At 42.1% G+C, this 19,296-nt stretch carries 12 protein-coding genes and 1 pseudogene; all 13 read left to right on the forward strand.

Annotation, left to right across the window (positions count from 1 at the left end):
• The first annotated feature begins 73 nt into the window (after positions 1-73).
• The 13 genes and pseudogenes from pyrH to rimP all read left to right on the forward strand — a co-directional run bounded on the left by pyrH (position 74) and on the right by rimP (position 19,274).
• The gene (gene pyrH / locus NST09_RS08150; RefSeq protein WP_008344767.1) at positions 74-796 is read left to right on the forward strand and encodes a UMP kinase; all 723 of its coding nucleotides are present in this window, start codon (positions 74-76) and stop codon (positions 794-796) included.
• Position 797: 1 nt separating this feature from the next.
• Complete coding sequence (gene frr, locus NST09_RS08155; RefSeq protein WP_008344764.1) at positions 798-1,355, forward strand: ribosome recycling factor; 558 nt, start codon at positions 798-800, stop codon at positions 1,353-1,355.
• 129 nt (positions 1,356-1,484) lie between these two features.
• Positions 1,485-2,267, forward strand: a complete 783-nt coding sequence (locus tag NST09_RS08160) for an isoprenyl transferase (RefSeq protein WP_007499552.1) — start codon at positions 1,485-1,487, stop codon at positions 2,265-2,267.
• A gap of 12 nt (positions 2,268-2,279) precedes the next feature.
• Positions 2,280-3,074: a phosphatidate cytidylyltransferase gene (locus NST09_RS08165; RefSeq protein ID WP_007499550.1), complete on the forward strand. Its 795-nt coding sequence runs from the start codon at positions 2,280-2,282 to the stop codon at positions 3,072-3,074.
• A 39-nt stretch (positions 3,075-3,113) separates the two neighbouring features.
• Positions 3,114-4,265 (forward strand): 1-deoxy-D-xylulose-5-phosphate reductoisomerase, encoded by a 1,152-nt coding sequence (gene dxr, locus NST09_RS08170; RefSeq protein ID WP_017359078.1) that lies wholly within the window; start codon positions 3,114-3,116, stop codon positions 4,263-4,265.
• Positions 4,266-4,271: 6 nt separating this feature from the next.
• On the forward strand, positions 4,272-5,537 hold the full coding sequence (gene rseP / locus NST09_RS08175; RefSeq protein ID WP_007499546.1) for an RIP metalloprotease RseP: 1,266 nt from the start codon (positions 4,272-4,274) through the stop codon (positions 5,535-5,537).
• Positions 5,538-5,617: 80 nt separating this feature from the next.
• Entirely contained in the window at positions 5,618-7,315 is a 1,698-nt protein-coding gene (locus NST09_RS08180) for a proline--tRNA ligase (protein WP_116306861.1), read from the forward strand.
• 135 nt (positions 7,316-7,450) lie between these two features.
• Positions 7,451-11,704, forward strand: coding sequence for a PolC-type DNA polymerase III (locus tag NST09_RS08185; RefSeq protein ID WP_342493547.1), 4,254 nt, complete (start codon positions 7,451-7,453; stop codon positions 11,702-11,704).
• Positions 11,705-12,124: 420 nt separating this feature from the next.
• On the forward strand, positions 12,125-13,975 hold the full coding sequence (locus NST09_RS08190; protein ID WP_342493500.1) for a glycoside hydrolase family 9 protein: 1,851 nt from the start codon (positions 12,125-12,127) through the stop codon (positions 13,973-13,975).
• 17 nt (positions 13,976-13,992) lie between these two features.
• On the forward strand, positions 13,993-16,101 hold the full coding sequence (locus tag NST09_RS08195) for a glycoside hydrolase family 48 protein (protein WP_098680353.1): 2,109 nt from the start codon (positions 13,993-13,995) through the stop codon (positions 16,099-16,101).
• Between the two features lie 79 nt (positions 16,102-16,180).
• Positions 16,181-17,407, forward strand: coding sequence for an endo-1,4-beta-xylanase (locus tag NST09_RS08200; RefSeq protein ID WP_025207340.1), 1,227 nt, complete (start codon positions 16,181-16,183; stop codon positions 17,405-17,407).
• Positions 17,408-17,427: 20 nt separating this feature from the next.
• Positions 17,428-18,559 (forward strand): annotated as a pseudogene (locus NST09_RS08205) (cellulase family glycosylhydrolase).
• Between the two features lie 241 nt (positions 18,560-18,800).
• The gene (gene rimP / locus NST09_RS08210; RefSeq protein WP_008344744.1) at positions 18,801-19,274 is read left to right on the forward strand and encodes a ribosome maturation factor RimP; all 474 of its coding nucleotides are present in this window, start codon (positions 18,801-18,803) and stop codon (positions 19,272-19,274) included.
• The last annotated feature ends 22 nt before the right edge of the window (positions 19,275-19,296 follow it).

Here is a 19,296-nt window from a genome sequence, read left to right on the forward strand (position 1 = left end):
GAGGATATTGATTTACAAAAGGCGGTTTCTTACGCATAATAAGAGACGGTATAGTTTACACTTGGAGGTTATCATGAGCAAACCGAAATATAATCGCATTGTACTGAAGCTAAGTGGAGAAGCACTAGCTGGTGATGCTGGAAATGGAATTAACCCAACTGTCATTCAATCAATTGCAAAGCAAGTAAAAGAAATTGCAGAACTTGATGTTGAAGTTGCAGTCGTTGTAGGTGGAGGAAACCTTTGGCGTGGTAAGACAGGCAGTGACTTAGGAATGGACCGGGCAACAGCAGACTATATGGGGATGCTTGCAACAGTGATGAATTCATTGGCATTACAAGACAGCCTAGAAACGCTTGGCATTCAGTCTAGAGTACAAACCTCTATCGAAATGAGACAGGTTGCAGAGCCATACATAAGAAGAAAAGCGATCCGTCACCTTGAGAAGAAACGTGTCGTGATTTTTGCTGCAGGTACTGGTAACCCTTATTTCTCTACTGATACAACAGCAGCACTTCGTGCAGCTGAAATTGAAGCAGATGTCATTTTAATGGCGAAAAACAATGTAGACGGTGTCTACAGTGCTGATCCTCGTACAGATGCGGATGCAGTAAAATATGATAAGCTTTCATATCTTGATGTACTAAAAGAAGGGCTTGCTGTAATGGATTCTACTGCGTCCTCATTATGTATGGACAATGACATTCCATTAATCGTCTTCTCTATTATGGAAGAAGGAAATATTAAACGTGCCGTCAATGGCGAATCAATCGGAACGATCGTGAGGGGGAAATAACGTGTCAAAAGAAGTGTTGAACCAAACAAAAGAAAAAATGGAAAAAGCCGTTCAAGCATACGGACGTGAACTAGCAACTGTCCGTGCGGGCAGAGCTAATGCTTCCCTTTTAGACAAAGTAACAGTGGATTACTATGGTGCGCAAACACCACTAAACCAAATTGCGTCAATTACAGTGCCAGAAGCACGTATGCTGATTATCACACCTTACGATAAAACAGCGATCGGTGATATCGAAAAGGCGATCCAAAAGTCTGATCTTGGTATCACACCAACAAGTGACGGAAACGTGATCCGTATTGCGATCCCAGCACTAACAGAAGAAAGACGTAAAGAACTTGTAAAAGTTGTGAGAAAATACTCAGAAGAAGCAAAAGTAGCTGTTCGTAACGTTCGTCGTGATGCAAACGATGAATTGAAAAAGCTAGAGAAAAATGGGGAGATCACTGAAGATGAATTAAGATCATCTACAGAGGATGTTCAAAAATTGACAGATGAATATGTCGCTAAAATTGATGAAGTGACAAAAGATAAAGAAAAAGAAATCATGGAAGTTTAAGAAAAAACTATGTACAATAGATAATAGTGAAAAGACCCTCTTCATGTTTACAGGGGGTTTTTTTGTTAATACTGTTGAGGACTATATTATTAGCGGGAACGCAACCTTTTTGGGTGATGGAGGAATCTCATGCTCAATATACTCAAAAATTGGAAGAATCAGCAAACAGCAGCTTCCAACTTAGAAAGCCTGACAAAAGAAGACATATTAAATGGAGAAATTCCTGAACATATCGCCATTATCATGGATGGGAATGGAAGATGGGCGAAGAAACGTGCGCTTCCACGGGTAGCAGGACATCATGAAGGTATGAAAGTTGTCAAGCGCATGACCAAGCTTGCAAATGAGCTGAATGTCAAAGTGCTGACTTTGTATGCTTTCTCTACAGAAAATTGGAAACGTCCAAAACTAGAAGTAGACTTTTTAATGAAGCTTCCTGAAGAGTTTCTAAACATCTATCTGCCTGAACTCATCGAGGAAAATGTCCGTGTACGTTTAACAGGTGATCCAGACGGCCTCCCGCAGCATACGAAAAAAGCGGTAGAGAACGCAGTGAAGAGTACGGCGAATAATGACGGACTCATTTTAAATTTTGCGCTCAATTATGGAGGACGGACAGAAATTATTTCTGCATGCAGACAAATTTCTGAAAAAGTCAAAGAAGGCAAGCTTCGAGCAGAAGACATCACAGAAGAGATGTTTTCAGCTTATTTAATGACAGAATCTCTTCAAGATCCGGATTTGCTTATTCGTACGAGTGGAGAAATTAGATTAAGCAACTTTATGCTTTGGCAAATTGCATACAGCGAGTTTGTCTTTACGGATGTGCTTTGGCCTGACTTTTCTGATGAGCATCTCATAGGCGCTATCGGAGAGTACCAGCGCCGCGGCCGGAGGTTCGGTGGAATTTAGAGGGTGGTGCAGATGAAACAAAGAATTTTGACGGGTGTTCTGGCAGCTGCAGTGTTTTTACTTGCAGTGATTTATGGACAAATGCCATTTACCCTGCTGATTTATTTAATGGGAAGTGTCGCTCTCTTTGAGCTTCTTAGAATGAAAAAGATTTCGATTTTCAGCTTTCCTGGCATTGTCAGCTTAATATTGCTTTGGCTTTTAATGGGCGGAGAAAATAGCTTCTTCCCAAACGTAGACGCATCAAAAATGCAGATTGCTTTATTTGCAGTCTTAATCCTTTTAACTTATACAGTTCTGAGCAAAAACTCTTTCACATTCGATGAGGTTGCTTTTGTTATATTAGCCACATTATATATTGGCGTTAGTTTCTATTATTTTATTCAAATTAGAGGCTTGTATGGCATGAGTGCGATCTTCTTCGCAGCGGTGATTATTTGGTCCACTGACTCAGGTGCCTATTTTATTGGGAAATCTATGGGGAAACGAAAGCTTTGGCCAGAGATCAGCCCAAACAAAACAGTAGAAGGATTTATCGGCGGAATCGTCACAGCGGTCGTGCTGTCACTTGTGTTCCAGGCGGTTACAGGATTTTTGCCATCATATCTGCTTGTTATGTTTATTACTCTTTTGCTCAGTATTTTTGGACAGCTTGGCGACCTTGTGGAATCTGCTTTAAAGCGTCATTACCATGTGAAGGATTCAGGGACAATACTCCCGGGTCATGGCGGAATTTTGGACAGGTTTGACAGCTTTTTATTCGTTCTGCCGTTTTTATATTTATTGCTGGCCACATTTGCTAGCTAACCTCATAGAAACTAATTGAACGAGAGAAGGAGTGGCAATTTGAAATATATTTCGCTATTAGGCGCAACAGGATCAATTGGAGAACAAACATTAGATGTGATCAGGCAGCATCCAGACAAATTCAAGTTGAAAGCGATGACGTTTGGCAGAAATATAGACAAGGCCATCCCTATCATTGAACAATTTCAGCCTGAATTTGTTGGATGTGTAGACGAAGCGACCTATCGCACGTTAAAAGGTCATTCATTTCAATACGATGTCAAAATGGCTGCGGGTGATGAAGCGAACATCGAAGCAGCGACCTATGATGCAGTGGATGTTGTGGTCAATGCACTGGTAGGAAGTGTCGGACTTGTGCCGACATTAAAAGCCATTGAACAAAAAAAGACGATCGCACTTGCAAATAAGGAAACACTTGTGACAGCTGGTCATATAGTAAAAGAGTACGCCAAAAAGTATGACGTGCCTTTACTTCCTGTCGATAGTGAACACTCCGCTATTTTTCAATCCCTGCAAGGTGAACAAGCTAAAAACATTGAACGCTTAATTGTCACAGCTTCAGGCGGCAGTTTCCGAGATAAAAAACGCACGGAGCTTGAAGGTGTAACGGTTGAAGAAGCGCTGAATCATCCGAACTGGTCCATGGGCGCAAAAATCACGATCGATTCAGCGACCATGATGAATAAGGGACTTGAGGTGATTGAGGCGCATTGGCTGTTTGATATCCCATACGATCAAATTGATGTGCTGTTACATAAAGAGAGCATCATCCATTCCATGGTGGAATTCCATGACAAAAGTGTCATGGCTCAGTTAGGTACACCTGACATGAGGGTTCCGATTCAATACGCGCTCACTTATCCTGATAGAGCGCCATTAAAAGAAGCGAAATCATTAAACCTTTGGGAGATTGGACAATTAAATTTCCAAAAAGCGGATTTTGACAGGTATCGCTGCTTACATTTTGCTTATGAATCAGGTAAAATAGGAGGGACAATGCCTACTGTGCTTAATGCAGCCAATGAAATAGCTGTTGATGCATTTCTAAAAGGCAAAGTAACGTTCCTGCAAATTGAAGAATTGATTGAAAAGGCACTGAACAGACATCATGTGATTTCAACGCCTAGTTTGCAAGATATCCATGAAGTGGACAAAGATACACGAGACTTTGTTCAATCAATCCTCGCATAAGGTGGTATGTTCGTGAATACAGTGATTGCGTTTATTATTATTTTTGGAACGCTCGTTTTTTTCCACGAGCTTGGCCATTTAATTATGGCGCAGCGCGCAGGCATTTTATGCCGCGAGTTCGCAATTGGTTTTGGACCGAAGATTTTTTCCTTTAAACGAAAAGAAACCGTCTATACCATCAGACTTCTGCCAATCGGCGGATTTGTTAAAATGGCTGGAGAAGACCCTGAAGTCATTGAAATTAAACCGGGTCATACAGTGGGGCTCTTATTCAATGAGCAAAATGAAGTAGAAAAAATCATTTTAAATGATAAAGAGAAATATCCTGATGCACTTGTCATTGAAGTTGAACAAATTGATTTAGATCATGCGATGAGAATTTCAGGATATGAGGCTGGAAATGAAGACATTCTCACTGGCTACAATGTAAGCCAAACAAGCTTCTATATTGCAGATGGTGAAGAAATTCAAATTGCGCCATACAACCGTCAGTTTGGTTCAAAAACAGTATGGCAGCGTATTAAAGCCATTGCAGCTGGACCGATTATGAACTTTATCCTGGCATATGTGATTCTAGTGGCTTTAGGATTTATTCAAGGTGTAACCGTGGATGATCCTGTACTTGGTAAGCTGACAAAAGACGGCCGGGCAGCACAAGCTGGGCTTATGCAGGGAGATCATATCGTTTCAATTAACGGGGATAAAATGAATTCTTGGACAGACGTTGTTCAAACGGTTCAAAAGAACCCAGATAAAAAAATGAATGTCGTCATTGATCGAGATGGCAAAGAAAGCACCATTCAAGTTGTACCGGAAGCTGTGAAGGCCGAAGGAAAAACCATTGGCCGTTTTGGTTCTTATCCGCCAACGGAAAATGGCTTTCTCAAAGTCATTTCATCCTCAGGCACTACAGTGATATCTACAGCAGGTCTCATCTTAACGAACTTGCAAAAGATTGTCACAGGACAATTTTCATTAGATATGCTTGCAGGTCCTGTTGGAATATATGACATGACTGGAGAAGTAGCGAAGCAAGGTGTGTTAACATTAATGCAGTTTGCTGCGTTTCTTAGTATCAACTTAGGGATCGTGAATTTATTACCGATTCCTGCATTAGACGGAGGAAGATTACTTTTCCTATTCGTTGAAGCCATTCGCGGCAAACCAATTAATCGTGAGAAAGAGGCACTTGTTGTCTTCATTGGTGTTGCGTTCCTCATGCTATTAATGCTAGTAGTGACATGGAATGACATCCAGCGATTATTTTTATAAAAACCATTGTCTCTTGTTTCTCATTCTGGGAAACAAGAGTTTTTGTGAGAAGTCCTATTTCTTAAATGAGGTGTAACGACATGAGACAATCCCTGACTTTCATTCCAACTCTTCGAGAGGTGCCGGCAGATGCTGAGGCAAAAAGTCATCAGCTGTTAGTAAGAGCTGGATTTATTAGACAAAACACGAGCGGTATCTATCATTACCTGCCTTTAGCACATAAAGTGATTCAGCACATTCAAGCCATTGTTCGCAAGGAAATGGAAAAGGCGGGAGCAGCTGAGCTGTTAATGCCAGTGCTGCAGCAAGCAGAAATGTGGCAAGAGTCAGGAAGATGGTATACATACGGTCCAGAACTCATGCGTATGAAAGATCGCCATGGCCGCGAGTTTGCACTTGGCCCAACACACGAAGAAGTGATCACATCACTCGTACGCAGTGAAGTCAAATCGTATAAAAAGCTTCCTTTGACACTGTATCAAATCCAATCTAAATTCCGTGATGAACAAAGACCTCGCTTTGGGTTATTGCGCGGACGTGAATTTATTATGAAGGACGCCTATTCATTCCACTCTTCACCAGAGAGCCTTGATGACACATACAACAAGATGTTTACAGCTTACTCGAATGTCTTTTCAAAAGTAGGTCTTAACTTTAGACCCGTCATTGCCGATTCTGGGGCAATGGGAGGAAAAGATACACATGAGTTTATGGCGCTGTCAGAAGTAGGAGAAGATACAATCGCATACTCTGACACATCTTCCTACGCTGCGAACATTGAAATGGCTGAGGCTGTGTATCACGGAGAAGAAGCAAACCCTGCGGACTTCAAAGAACTTGAGAAAGTACACACGCCGCAGGTGAAGACAATACAAGATGTTGCGTCATTCTTAGAAGTAGCTCCTTCTACATGTATCAAATCTGTCTTGTTTAAAGCGGACGATGCGTATGTACTTGTCCTGACAAGAGGCGATCATGAAGTAAATGATGTGAAAGTGAAAAACTTAGTTGGAGCACAGCTTGTAGAGCTTGCTTCACGTGAGGAAGTACTAGACGTGATTGGAACAGAACCAGGATTTGTTGGACCAGTGAAGCTTGAAGCGGAAGTAACGATTTATGCAGACCACGCTGTAAAAGGAATGACAAATGCAGTTGCAGGTGCAAATGAATCGGATTATCACTATGTCAATGTTAATCCTGCTCGTGATCTGTCAGTGAAGGAATACACAGATCTTCGCTTGATTCAAGAAGGAGACGTTTCTCCAGATGGTGAAGGCACAATCCAGTTCGCAAAAGGAATTGAAGTAGGACAAGTCTTTAAGCTAGGCACACGTTATTCAGAGGTAATGGATGCAACATACCTCGATGAAAATGGACGTGCGCAGCCAATGATCATGGGCTGCTATGGCATCGGAATTTCTAGAACCCTTTCTGCGATTGTTGAACAGCATCATGATGACAAGGGAATTATTTGGCCAGAAACAGTTGCGCCATATGATCTTCATCTACTCGCATTAAATATGAAAAACGATGCACAAAAGGAACTGGCTGAAACGTTGTATGAGCGTTTACAGGAAGAGGGCTATGAAGTCCTTTTCGATGACCGCCAAGAGCGTGCAGGCGTCAAATTTGCCGACAGTGACTTAATTGGACTGCCAATTCGCATTAGCTGCGGGAAACGTTCAGAAGAAGGAATTGTCGAAGTGAAATTCAGAAAATCAGGTGAATCACACGAAGTATCTGTTGATGAACTGATTTCATTTATACGCCAAGCATAAAAAACGAACAAAAAAATGAAGGTACCTCCTGCAAAAAAGAGGTACCTTTCTGATTTACAAAAGGAGGGTCCTGTCTTGGATGAACAATTACCGATTACCCGGCGGCAATTTCATATATTACTCAATCAGATTCAAATGACAGATGATGACCTCAGTCGTTACTTTGAAGAAGGCGAGATCGTCAAATTGACGGTGCATAAGGCGGCAAAAACGTGGCATTTCCATTTTAAATTTAAGGCGCTTTTGCCTTACCAAGTATATGCAATGTTTTTAAGCAGGCTGACAAATGCATTTTCTCATATCGCACAAGTCACTTGTACGATTGAAGTCAATGATCCGCACATATCTGAAGAGCTCGTTCAATCGTATTGGTCACATTGTGTGGAAGAGCTTCAAGGAATTTCTCCCCCAATCATCAGCTTGCTTCAACAGCAAAAACCAGCGCTGTCTGGACATAAGATCATCATCAAAACAAAAAGCGAAACTGAGGCTCTGGCCATCAAGAAGAAATATAGCCCAATGCTTCAGGCTGCATTTAAACAAGTTGGTTTTCCAGAACTTCAATTTGATACAGAAATTTTTGTATCAGATCAAGAGATTCAGAAGTTCAGAGAACAAAAACTTGCTGAAGATCAAGAAAGAGCCATGCAAGCCCTTGTTGAGATGGAGAAGAAGGAAAGTGAGGATCAAGAGGAAGCTCCTTCTGGCCCTCTGATGATTGGCTATCAAATCAAAGACAATGAAGAAATACGTACGCTTGATAGTATTATGGACGAAGAAAGACGAATCACCGTCCAAGGGTACGTGTTTGATGCAGAAACGCGCGAACTAAAAAGCGGCAGAACCCTTTGTATCTTTAAAATTACCGATTATACGAATAGTATTTTGATCAAAATGTTTGCGAGAGAAAAAGAAGATGCTCAGCTCATGAAATCCTTGAAAAAAGGGATGTGGGTCAAAGCAAGAGGAAGCATTCAAAACGATACGTTTGTGAGAGATCTTGTCATGATCGCAAATGACGTCAATGAAATGAAACCTCAGCTGAAAGAAGATACTGCACCTGAGGGAGAAAAGCGTGTTGAGCTTCATTTGCATTCGCCAATGAGCCAGATGGATGCTGTCACTGGCATCGGTAAACTTGTTGAACAAGCAAAAAAATGGGGGCATGAGGCCATTGCCCTGACAGATCACGCCGTTGTACAATCCTTTCCAGATGCGTATGCAGCAAGTAAAAAGCATGGCATCAAAATGATGTACGGGGTGGAAATCAATTTAGTCGACGACGGGGTACCGATTGCGTATAATCCAGAGCACCGCTTGTTAGAAGATGCGACGTTTGTCGTATTTGATGTTGAGACAACAGGACTCTCTGCTGTGTATGATACGATCATTGAGCTTGCAGCCGTGAAAATCAAAGGCGGGGAAATCATTGACCGCTTTGAGGCATTTGCAAACCCTCATCATCCGTTATCAGCAACAACCATTGAACTAACCGGTATCACGGATGACATGGTGAGAGATGCACCAGATGTGGTCGATGTTGTTCGAGATTTCAAAGAGTGGATTGGACAAGATATCCTTGTTGCTCACAATGCGAGCTTTGATATGGGCTTTTTAAATGCAGCATATAAGCGACTGTTAAAAACCGATAAAGCGTCAAACCCTGTCATTGATACACTAGAACTCGGCCGATTCCTTTATCCAGAATTTAAAAATCACCGGCTGAACACGCTGTGTAAAAAGTTCGATATTGAACTCACGCAGCATCACCGGGCGATTTATGATGCAGAAGCAACTGGTTACCTCATGCTGAAGATGCTAAAAGATGCGGCTGAAAAAGAGATTACCTACCACGATCAATTGAACGAAAACATGGGGCAGTCCAATGCGTATCAGCGCTCACGTCCTTACCATGCAACGGTGATTGCACAAAATGAGACGGGTCTAAAGAATTTATTTAAGCTTGTTTCACTTTCTCATATTCATTATTTCTACCGCGTGCCGCGTATCCCGCGCTCACAGCTTGAGAAATATCGAGAAGGTTTAATTGTTGGGTCTGCTTGTGATAAGGGTGAAGTGTTTGAAGGGATGATGCAGAAGTCACCTGATGAGGTAGAAGACATTGCTGCATTTTACGACTATTTAGAAGTTCATCCGCCAGAAGTGTATCAGCATTTACTCCAGCTGGAGCTTGTTCGGGATGAACGTGCATTAAAAGAGATCATCACAAACATTGTAAAACTTGGTGAAAAACTGAATAAACCAGTCGTGGCGACTGGAAATGTGCACTACCTGCATCCAGAAGACAAAATTTATCGCAAAATCTTAATTTCATCACAAGGCGGGGCGAATCCACTCAATCGTCATGAACTGCCAAAAGTTCATTTTAGAACAACTGATGAAATGCTAGAAGCCTTCTCTTTCCTAGGGGACGAAAAGGCGAAAGAGATTGTCGTGACGAATACGCAAAAAGTATCTGAGATGGTCGAAAGTATTAAACCAATCAAAGACGATCTTTATACACCAAAAATCGAAGGTGCAGATGAAGAAATTCGGGAAATGAGCTATAACATGGCTCGCAGCATCTACGGTGACGATTTACCGAAAATTGTAGAAGACCGGATTGAGAAAGAATTAAAGAGTATTATTGGTCACGGTTTCGCTGTTATTTATTTAATTTCTCATAAGCTTGTTAAGAAATCACTTGATGATGGATATCTAGTTGGTTCAAGGGGATCAGTTGGTTCATCCCTCGTTGCGACATTAACAGAGATTACAGAAGTGAACCCGCTTGCGCCGCACTATGTATGTCCAAGTTGCAAGCACTCTGAGTTCTTTAATGACGGATCGGTTGGCTCAGGATTTGACCTTCCTGATAAAGACTGTCCTGAATGCGGGACGCCGTATAAAAAAGACGGACACGATATTCCGTTTGAAACGTTCTTAGGTTTTAAAGGAGATAAAGTGCCTGATATCGACTTGAACTTCTCAGGAGAATATCAGCCGATTGCCCATAACTATACGAAAGAGCTGTTTGGTGAAGAGTATGTATACCGCGCAGGTACAATCGGTACCGTTGCAGAAAAAACGGCATATGGTTATGTGAAAGGCTACGCAGGAGATCATAACCTTCATATGAGAGGTGCTGAAATTGACCGGCTCGTACAGGGCTGTACGGGCGTCAAACGGACAACGGGCCAACATCCAGGCGGAATTATCGTAGTGCCGGATTATATGGACATTTACGATTTCTCACCAATTCAATATCCAGCAGATGCGACAGGTTCTGATTGGAAAACGACACATTTTGATTTCCATTCAATCCATGATAACTTGCTGAAACTAGATATTCTTGGACACGATGATCCAACGGTCATTCGGATGCTTCAGGACTTGAGTGGAATTGATCCAAAAACGATTCCGACAGATGATCCTGAGGTCATGAAAATCTTCCAAGGAACGGAACCTCTCGGGGTCACAGAAGAACAAATTGGATGTAAAACGGGAACACTTGGGATCCCAGAGTTTGGCACAAGGTTTGTTCGTCAGATGCTTGAGGATACAAAACCGACCACCTTCTCGGAGCTTGTTCAGATCTCTGGTCTATCTCACGGTACAGATGTATGGCTCGGCAACGCCCAAGAGCTGATTCATAATAAAACGTGTGAACTAAGTGAAGTGATTGGCTGTCGTGATGATATTATGGTCTATCTGATTTATCAAGGTTTAGAGCCGTCACTTGCCTTTAAAATCATGGAATCTGTTCGTAAAGGGAAGGGACTTCCTCCTGAATGGGAAGAAGAAATGAAGAATAATAACGTACCGAACTGGTACATTGATTCTTGTAAAAAGATTAAATACATGTTCCCTAAAGCCCATGCGGCTGCTTATGTATTAATGGCTGTTCGGATTGCTTATTTCAAGGTGCACCATGCACTTCTGTACTATGCGGCTTATTTTACCGTTCGTGCTGATGATTTTGATATCGAAACGATGACAAAAGGATCGAATGCGATTCGAGCGGTCATGGACGATATTAACTCAAAAGGTCTTGATGCATCACCGAAAGAGAAGAATCTATTAACTGTACTAGAGCTTGCACTTGAAATGTGTGAAAGAGGCTATCACTTTAAAAAAGTAGACCTATACCGATCAAGTGCCACTGAGTTTATCATTGATGGAGACGGGCTAATCCCGCCATTCAACTCCATCCCTGGACTCGGAACAAACGTTGCGTTAAATATTGTACGCGCACGCCAAGATGGTGAATTCCTTTCAAAAGAAGATTTACAAAAACGAGGAAAAGTGTCTAAGACCATCCTTGAGTATTTGGATCGTCAAGGCTGCTTAGAAGCACTTCCTGATCAAAACCAGCTTTCTTTGTTCTAATGTGAAAAATGAAGAGCGCCCTTAAAGGGCGTTCTTTTTATATATACAATAAAATTATTATGTAAACTAAAATACTTTAACTGGAATTATTTTCTTATTGGTTCATATATCTTGATTTAACGTCGTGTTTTGAGAGAAGAGATTGTATGTCATTCTTTCTACCCAAATAGAGCAAAAAAGAGAATTTAGCCGTCTGAAATGTTCTCATACGACATATGATCATTTTGGGTACAGTCACATGAAGAATCAGGAGAAAACCTTCGGTGAGCGTCAAGCTGATGGCTGTTTACTATGCACATTTTTGAAACACGCTTGATTCTTTTCAACACTGTACAAAACACGTACGGAATGACAAGGAGGTGGTCATTTTTTGTTCAATGTTTCACGTTTAAGAAAAAAGAAGGGGTGAGAAGTAGGTACATGTCAGATTACAACTATGTAGAGGTGCTTCAAAAATCCATTTTGTTTTACGAAGCCCAGCGTTCCGGAAAGCTTCCTGAAAGCAATCGTCTTAATTGGCGAGGGGATTCTGGACTAGAGGATGGGAAAGATGTTGGTCATGATTTAACAGGCGGCTGGTACGATGCTGGTGATCATGTGAAGTTCGGGCTTCCGATGGCTTACTCTGCAGCCGTGCTTGCATGGACAGTCTATGAGTACCGAGAAGCTTACGAAGAGGCAGAGCTGCTTGATGATATGTTAGATCAAATCAAGTGGGCAACCGATTATTTTTTGAAAGCCCATACAGGTCCAAATGAATTTTGGGCACAAGTAGGCGATGGGAATGCGGATCATGGCTGGTGGGGTCCAGCAGAAGTGATGCCAATGAACCGGCCAGCATTTAAAATTGATGAACAGTGTCCAGGAACAGAAGTAGCCGCCCAAACCGCAGCCGCTTTAGCAGCAGGTTCAATTATTTTTAAAGAAACAGACGCGCCATATGCAGCAAAACTTCTCACCCATGCAAAGCAGCTTTATGCATTTGCTGACCAATATCGCGGTGAGTATACAGATTGTGTCACCAATGCGCAGCCATTTTATAACTCCTGGAGCGGCTATATTGATGAGCTCATTTGGGGTGGAATATGGCTGTACTTGGCGACAAATGACCAGACCTATTTAAACAAAGCACTAAAAGCAGTAGAAGAATGGCCGAAGGATTGGGATTATACGTTTACGATGTCGTGGGACAATACCTTTTTTGCTTCGCAAATTTTACTTGCGAGAATCACAAAGGAGAAAAGGTTTATCGAATCGACGGAGCGTAATCTCGATTACTGGTCGACGGGTTTTGTTCAAAATGGAAAAGTAGAAAGAATCACTTATACGCCTGGCGGACTAGCGTGGTTAGATCAATGGGGTTCACTTCGTTATACAGCAAATGCTGCATTTTTAGCGTTTGTGTACGCAGATTGGGTCTCTGATCAAGAAAAAAAGAATCGATACCAAACGTTTGCGATCAGGCAAACACACTATATGTTAGGGGATAATCCGCAAAATAGAAGCTATGTCGTTGGGTTTGGCAAAAATCCGCCAATGCATCCACACCATCGAACTGCACATGGCTCATGGTCTAATCAGCTGACAACTCCTTCTTCTCATCGGCACACGCTTTATGGAGCGCTTGTTGGGGGGCCTAATGCACAGGATCAGTATACCGATGACATCTCTGACTATGTATCCAACGAGGTAGCAACAGACTATAATGCCGCCTTTACTGGAAATGTAGCCAAAATGGTGCAGCTGTTTGGTCAGGGGCAGTCAAAGCTGCCGAATTTTCCGCCTAAAGAAAAAGTGGAAGATGAGTTTTTTGTAGAGGCAGCTGTCATGAGTAACGATACAACATCTACTCAGATCAAAGCCATTCTATACAATCGATCAGGCTGGCCGGCAAGAAGTAGTCAATCACTTTCTTTTAGATATTATGTCAATCTAAGCGAGATATTTGCGAAGGGATTCACTGATAAAGATATTCAAGTGACAGCTGTCTACAATGAAGGCGCTTCCTTATCTCCGTTAACGGTGTATGACGCATCATCCCATATCTATTTTACAGAAATCGATTTTACTGGCGTAGCTATTTTTCCAGGAGGCGAATCGCTTCATAAGAAAGAAATACAGTTCCGGTTATCTGCGCCAAATGGTGCGAATATATGGGATGCCTCAAATGATTATTCCTTTCAAGGATTAACATCCAATATGCAGAAAACAGCGAGAATTCCTGTTTTTGATCAAGGTATTTTAGAATTTGGTACGCTTCCGAATAAATAAATATAAAGGGTGAGGACATGACAAATAAAGAACGGTTTTTAGCGCTTTATCATCAAATGAAAAACGATGCGAATGGATATTTTTCAAAAGAAGGCATTCCGTATCATTCCGTTGAGACACTCATTTGTGAGGCACCTGATTACGGGCATATGACCACTTCAGAAGCTTACAGCTATTGGTTATGGCTTGAAGCATTGTATGGTCACTACACAGGCGATTGGAGCAAACTAGAAGCGGCTTGGGATAATATGGAGAAGTTTATCATTCCAGTAAACGAAGATGGACATGACGAACAGCCGCATATGAGTTCTTACAATCCATCTAGCCCAGCCACATACGCTTCAGAGAAACCATATCCAGATCAATATCCGAGCCAGTTGACGGGTGCTCGCCCTGCTGGTCAAGATCCAATTGATCATGAACTGAGGTCAACTTACGGAACGAATGAAACGTATTTAATGCACTGGCTTCTTGATGTAGACAACTGGTATGAATATGGGAATTTGCTCAACCCATCACATACAGCCGCATATGTAAACACATTCCAGCGGGGTCCGCAAGAATCCGTATGGGAGGCCATCCCTCATCCATCACAAGATGATAAAACGGCCGGAAAGCCCAATGAAGGTTTCATGAGCTTGTTCACAAAAGAAAATCAAGCGCCAGCCGCCCAGTGGCGCTACACAAATGCGACGGACGCTGATGCACGTGCGATACAGGCAATGTATTGGGCAAAGGAACTTGGCTATAATGGTTCAGCCTATCTTGATAAAGCGAAAAAGATGGGGGATTTCCTTCGTTACGGAATGTACGATAAATATTTTCAAACAATTGGAAGCGGAAAGCAAGGTAATCCGTATCCTGGAAATGGAAAAAGTGCATGTCATCACTTAATGGCATGGTATACCTCTTGGGGCGGGGGACTTGGAGAATATGCGAATTGGTCATGGCGTATCGGAGCGAGCCATTGTCATCAAGGGTATCAAAACCCAGTCGCTGCCTACGCTTTATCCTCAGATAAGGGAGGCTTAAAGCCATCGTCACCGACTGGTGCAAGTGATTGGGAAAAGACGTTAAAGAGACAGCTTGAATTTTACGTCTGGCTTCAATCAAAAGAGGGAGCGATTGCAGGAGGTGCTACCAACAGCTGGAATGGAGACTATAGCGCTTATCCAGCAGGAAGAAGCACATTTTATGATATGGCTTATGAAGATGCGCCTGTTTACCATGATCCTCCGTCCAATAACTGGTTTGGAATGCAAGCATGGCCGATTGAGCGTGTAGCAGAGCTTTATTATATCTTTGCAAAAGATGGCGACAAAACATCTGAAAATTTCCAAATGGCCAAATCTGTCATCACAAAATGGGTCAACTATTCACTAGATTATATTTTTATTGGCACTCGTCCTGTGTCGGATCAAGATGGGTATTTTTTAGATGGTCAGGGTCAAAGGATTCTAGGGGGGACAAATGTTGCTGTTGCTACGACGAGTGCACCCGGAGAGTTTTGGATTCCTGGGAATATAGAATGGAGCGGTCAACCTGACACTTGGAGCGGATTCCAATCTGCAACAGGTAATCCAAATTTAACGGCAGTTACAAAAGATCCTACTCAAGATACTGGTGTACTGGGCAGTCTCATCAAAGCGCTCACATTCTTTGCTGCTGCAACACAGAAAGAGACAGGAAACTACACAGCACTTGGCATAAGAGCAAAAGAGACAGCGGCACAGCTCCTCGAGGTTGCTTGGAATTACAATGATGGTGTAGGGATTGTGACAGAGGAAGACAGAGAAGACTACCACCGTTTCTTTAAAAAAGAAGTGTACTTCCCAAATGGCTGGAACGGAACATTTGGTCAAGGAAATCAGATCCCTGGTTCCAGCACCATTCCTTCTGACCCGCAGCGAGGAGGTAACGGAGTGTATACGAGCTTTGCAGATCTTCGTCCGAAAATCAAGCAAGACCCAGCTTGGTCAGCACTGGAGAGTAAATATCAAGCATCTTTTAATGAAGCAACAGGCAAATGGGAAAACGGAGCGCCTAGTTTCACCTATCACCGTTTCTGGTCGCAAGTTGATATGGCTACGGCATATGCAGAATACCATCGTCTCATAAACGAATAGAACGTAGTGCAGCTGCCGGCTTCTTTAGTCGGCGGTCTCCTCATAAGATAAATGAAGTGAAAGCAAAGGTGATGTCATTATGGTTAAAAAGAAAGATTTTATGAATCATTCATCGAATGACGGATCACAGGAACAAGAAAATCAAAGCTGGAGAAAAGAAGCAAATGATCGAATCTTACAACATAGACAAAGAGAGCTTGTCATAAATGTCATCGATAAAGAAAAAAAGCCCTTAGCCGGAATAGAGGTTGAAATAAAACAAATCAGACATGAATTTGCATTTGGTTCAGCAATGAATGACCAAGTACTATTCAATCAAACGTATGCTGATTTTTTTGTCCAACATTTTAATTGGGCTGTGTTTGAAAATGAGGCAAAATGGTATGCAAATGAGCCTGAACGAGGGAAAATAACCTACGAAAAAGCAGATGCCATGCTGAATTTTGCCAATAGACACCAAATTCCAGTGAGGGGGCACGCCTTATTTTGGGAGGTAGAGGATGCCAATCCAAACTGGCTGAAATCATTACCGAATCATGAAGTATATGAAGCCATGAAAAGGCGGCTTGAGCATGCAGGCAATCATTTTAAAGGAAAATTCCGTCATTGGGATGTAAACAACGAAATGATGCATGGTTCATTTTTTAAAGACCGGTTTGGGAAACAGATTTGGAAATGGATGTATGAAGAAACGAAAAAAATTGACCCTCAAGCCTTGCTGTTTGTCAATGATTATAATGTAATCTCATACGGCGAACATCACGCATATAAAGCACATATCAATGAACTTCGTCAGTTGGGGGCACCAGTTGAGGCTATTGGAGTTCAAGGTCACTTTGAAGATCGAGTGGATCCAGTCGTTGTAAAACAAAGACTAGATGTGCTTGCTGAGCTTGGTCTACCGATATGGGTGACAGAGTATGACTCTGTTCATCCGGATGCCAATAGACGAGCGGATAACTTAGAAGCTTTATATCGGGTAGCCTTTAGTCACCCAGCCGTAAAAGGTGTGCTGATGTGGGGATTTTGGGCGGGTGCTCATTGGAGAGGAGAGCACGCTGCCATCGTGAATCATGATTGGTCGTTAAATGAAGCAGGCAGGCGTTATGAAAAGCTTCTACAGGAGTGGACGACACAAAGAGTGGAAAAAACAGATGCGAATGGCCAAGTGACATGTCCAGCGTTTCACGGGACGTATGAGGTTCGAATTGGTGAAGTAAGTAAAATGTTGCAGCAGCAGACGATTGAACTTGACTCAACCAAACATACACCTCTTCAACTAGATATCATCGTACCAGTAGAATAAGAGATTGTGAGGAGAATGGAATGAAAAAATGGGTTCAACGGGTGGCTTGTTTTATGCTGCTGATCACTTTATGGGCGGGTTGGTTCACTCTGACCGTAAAGGCCTCCTCCTATGTGCAAACATCTGGTACACATTTTGTATTGAACAACCACCCATTTTACTTTGCTGGCACAAATAATTATTATTTCCATTACAAATCAAAAAAGATGGTAGATGCTGTTTTTGACGATATGAAGGCAATGGATTTAAAGGTTATTCGTATTTGGGGATTTCACGATGGTACCCCTCAAGAAAACTCAGTCTTACAATCTCGTCCAGGTGTTTATGAAGAATCCGGTTTTCAAAAACTAGACTATGCGATTTATAAAGCAGGGCAGGAAGGAATCAAGCTGGTCATACCGCTCGTGAACAATTGGGATGACTTTGGCGGGATGAATCAATATGTGAAGTGGTTTCAGGCAGGATCACATGATCACTTTTATACAGATTCTCGGATTAAAACAGCTTACAAAAACTATGTGCGCTATGTATTAGAGAGAACCAATACGTACTCAGGTGTTCAATATAAAGATGACCCTGCTATTATGACATGGGAGCTCGCCAATGAGCCGCGCGCTCAGTCAGACCCTTCGGGAGATATACTAGTAAACTGGGCAGATGAAATGAGTGCATGGATCAAATCAATTGACTCGAATCACCTTGTTGCAGTAGGAGACGAAGGGTTCTTTCGCATGACAGGTCATGACGATTGGTTTTACAGTGGGGGAGAAGGTGTTGATTGGGATCGTTTGACTGCTCTCCCTCATATTGATTATGGAACCTATCATTTATACCCGGATCACTGGAATCAGTCTGCTGCATGGGGAGTGAAATGGATCAAAGATCATATCACCCGAGGAAACGCAATCGGAAAACCTGTTGTATTAGAAGAGTTTGGCTATCAAAATCAAACAGCCCGTCCTGATGTATATGATAGCTGGCTGAAGACAATTGAACAGCTCGGAGGCGCAGGCAGCCAATTTTGGATTTTAACAAGCATTCAAGACGATGATTCCCTCTACCCGGATTATGACGGTTTTCGAGTTTTAAAGGAGAAGCCGGGAGGCAGAAATTATTCGTGAACACGCCAAAAGAATGAATGAAAAGAACTGATGAAGAATGCCTGTTTATAAGGAACTTCATTTGCATAAAAAAATTGGATATGGTATAGTTTTTATGGAAATGCTAACGATTACCGAGACAAGAGTGGGGAAACCCGCTCTTTTGTATTGAACAGGCAATTTTTGTCTCGACATTATTCATCCGTTTTCTGCTCCCCCTGCTCACAATAAAGCAGGGTTTTTATGCAGAATGATTGATAAGAGCGTTTATCGAAAGCACAAGGAGGAAGAGAATGAGCAAAAAAGTAGTGGATATCGTAAGCGACATGGTGCAGCCAATTTTAGATGGCTTACAGCTTGAACTCGTTGATGTTGAATTTGTCAAAGAGGGTCAAAACTGGTTCCTTCGCGTATTTATTGACTCTGACAAAGGCGTCGATATCGAGGAGTGTGCCAAAGTGAGCGAAGCCTTGAGCGAAAAGCTTGATGAGGCAGATCCAATTAGCCAAAACTACTTTCTTGAAGTGTCCTCTCCTGGAGCGGAGCGCCCATTAAAGAAAAAAGCTGATTTTGAAAAAGCACTTGGAAAAAATGTTTTCATGAAAACATACGAACCAATTGATGGTGAAAAGGCATTTGAAGGTGAGCTTACAAGCTTTGATGGTGAGATTGCAACAGTGACAGTGAAGATCAAGACAAGAAAGAAAGAGATCAATATTCCATACGAAAAAATTGCTAACGCAAGATTAGCAGTTTCGTTCAATTAACCTTTTCATTGATATAAGGGGG

The sequence above is a fragment of the Bacillus sp. FSL W7-1346 genome, assembly GCF_038593335.1.
Taxonomy (GTDB): Bacteria; Bacillota; Bacilli; order Bacillales; family Bacillaceae; genus Bacillus; species Bacillus altitudinis.

Bases quoted from the DNA above. Each gene is read 5' to 3' on its own strand.
- pyrH (WP_008344767.1), top strand. From the start codon at position 74: ATGAGCAAACCGAAATATAATCGCATTGTACTGAAGCTAAGTGGAGAA.
- NST09_RS08160 (WP_007499552.1), top strand. From the start codon at position 1,485: ATGCTCAATATACTCAAAAATTGGAAGAATCAGCAAACAGCAGCTTCC.
- NST09_RS08165 (WP_007499550.1), top strand. From the start codon at position 2,280: ATGAAACAAAGAATTTTGACGGGTGTTCTGGCAGCTGCAGTGTTTTTA.
- rseP (WP_007499546.1), top strand. From the start codon at position 4,272: ATGTTCGTGAATACAGTGATTGCGTTTATTATTATTTTTGGAACGCTC.
- NST09_RS08180 (WP_116306861.1), top strand. From the start codon at position 5,618: ATGAGACAATCCCTGACTTTCATTCCAACTCTTCGAGAGGTGCCGGCA.
- NST09_RS08185 (WP_342493547.1), top strand. From the start codon at position 7,451: ATGACAGATGATGACCTCAGTCGTTACTTTGAAGAAGGCGAGATCGTC.
- NST09_RS08190 (WP_342493500.1), top strand. From the start codon at position 12,125: ATGTCAGATTACAACTATGTAGAGGTGCTTCAAAAATCCATTTTGTTT.
- NST09_RS08195 (WP_098680353.1), top strand. From the start codon at position 13,993: ATGACAAATAAAGAACGGTTTTTAGCGCTTTATCATCAAATGAAAAAC.
- NST09_RS08200 (WP_025207340.1), top strand. From the start codon at position 16,181: ATGGTTAAAAAGAAAGATTTTATGAATCATTCATCGAATGACGGATCA.
- rimP (WP_008344744.1), top strand. From the start codon at position 18,801: ATGAGCAAAAAAGTAGTGGATATCGTAAGCGACATGGTGCAGCCAATT.